Origin of the sequence: Desulfitobacterium sp. LBE, from assembly GCF_007830365.1 — a bacterium.
Classification (GTDB): domain Bacteria; phylum Bacillota; class Desulfitobacteriia; order Desulfitobacteriales; family Desulfitobacteriaceae; genus Desulfitobacterium; species Desulfitobacterium hafniense.
Genome location: NZ_VLKD01000001.1, coordinates 756,755 through 758,555, shown reverse-complemented (window position 1 = coordinate 758,555; position 1,801 = coordinate 756,755). Strand labels below are relative to the sequence as shown.

At 49.3% G+C, this 1,801-nt stretch carries 1 tRNA gene and 1 other annotated feature (1 of these 2 only partly in view); the gene reads left to right on the top strand.

Going from position 1 to position 1,801, the window contains the following annotated elements:
* Positions 1-177 precede the first annotated feature (177 nt).
* A tRNA-Ala gene (locus DESLBE_RS03600) sits at positions 178-253 on the top strand.
* A gap of 101 nt (positions 254-354) precedes the next feature.
* Positions 355-1,801: a sequence feature (23S ribosomal RNA rRNA prediction is too short), on the top strand; it runs 157 nt beyond the window's last position.

The following is a 1,801-nucleotide window of genomic DNA, read 5'->3' as shown; positions in this document are numbered from 1 at the left end:
GGACGTCACGGAAGCAATGAAGTGAAACAGTTCAAAGCTGGAGAAGTCTGAAGAGACTTCGAGATGCCGAAGAGGCAAAGCAGGGAAAATCTGCATAAGATGACCCTGAAATCGAGTCAAACCTGTTCAAGCGCAAGCTTACTTGTTGTTTAGTTTTGAGGGACCATAAAGTTATATGGGGGTATAGCTCAGCTGGGAGAGCGCTTGAATGGCATTCAAGAGGCCAGCGGTTCGATCCCGCTTACCTCCACCATTATATCTTTGGTTTCTTAATGTTCTTTGAAAACTGCACAGAGAAGAAAAAACTGTAATTTAGGATAACATCTGAAAAACCTGAATGTGGCGGAGACGTTTGGTCAAGCTACTAAGGGCGTACGGTGGATGCCTAGGCGCTAAGAGTCGAAGAAGGACGCGGCGAGCGGCGAAACGCCACGGGGAGCAGTAAGCATGCCTTGATCCGTGGATATCCGAATGGGGCAACCCATCCAGAGTCATATCTGGATATCGTTAACTGAATTCATAGGTTAACGAAGACAACCCGGGGAACTGAAACATCTAAGTACCCGGAGGAAGAGAAAGAATCATCGATTCCCTGAGTAGCGGCGAGCGAAACGGGAACAGCCCAAACCAATCCCTTCGGGGGTTGGGGTTGTAGGACCTTCTGTTAGGTCTGAAACTCTAGTCGAAGAGGTCTGGAAAGGCCGGGCAAAGCAGGTAACACCCCTGTAGGCGAAAGAGAGACAGACTGTGAAGGGATCCTGAGTACCGCGGGACACGTGAAACCCCGTGGGAAGCAGGGAGGACCACCTCCCAAGGCTAAATACTCCTTAGCGACCGATAGCGAACCAGTACCGTGAGGGAAAGGTGAAAAGCACCCCGGGAGGGGAGTGAAAGAGAACCTGAAACCGTACGCTTACAAGCAGTCAAAGCACCCATGAGGTGTGATGGCGTGCCTTTTGTAGAATGAACCGGCGAGTTACGGTATGTAGCAAGGTTAAGACGAGAAGTCGGAGCCGGAGCGAAAGCGAGTCTGAAAAGGGCGCTTAAGTTACATGCTGTAGACCCGAAACCGTGTGATCTACCCATGGACAGGGTGAAGGTGGGGTAAAACCCACTGGAGGCCCGAACTCACTGTCGTTGAAAAGGCAGGGGATGAGCTGTGGGTAGGGGAGAAATTCCAATCGAACACGGAGATAGCTGGTTCTCCCCGAAATAGCTTTAGGGCTAGCCTCAATGGATGATTCTTGGCGGTAAAGCACTGAATAGGCTAGGGGCCTTACCGGGTTACCGAACCTTATCAAACTCAGAATGCCAAGAATTTTAGATTGGGAGTCAGACTGTGGGGGATAAGCTTCATAGTCAAAAGGGAAACAGCCCAGACCATCAGCTAAGGTCCCCAAGTATACGCTAAGTGGAAAAGGATGTGGAATTGCATAGACAACCAGGATGTTGGCTTAGAAGCAGCCACCATTTAAAGAGTGCGTAATAGCTCACTGGTCGAGTGGTTCTGCGCCGAAAATGTAACGGGGCTCAAGCGTATCACCGAAGCTATGGCTTGGAACGGAATTATTAAGTCTTTAGATAGGGAACAGGACAGGGAGTTGCATCAGGAATTTTGCTTCCGAAGAGGAAGACAAAGGCTTGAATAAGAGCAAAATTCCCAAATGTTCATAGGGGCTCAAGCCTCAAAAAAGAAGGCTGAGGATTTAATAATTCCGTTCCAGGGGTAGGGGAGCGTTCTATTTACTGAGAAGTTCAACTGTGAGGTTGGGTGGAGTGAATAGAAGTGAGAATGCCGGTA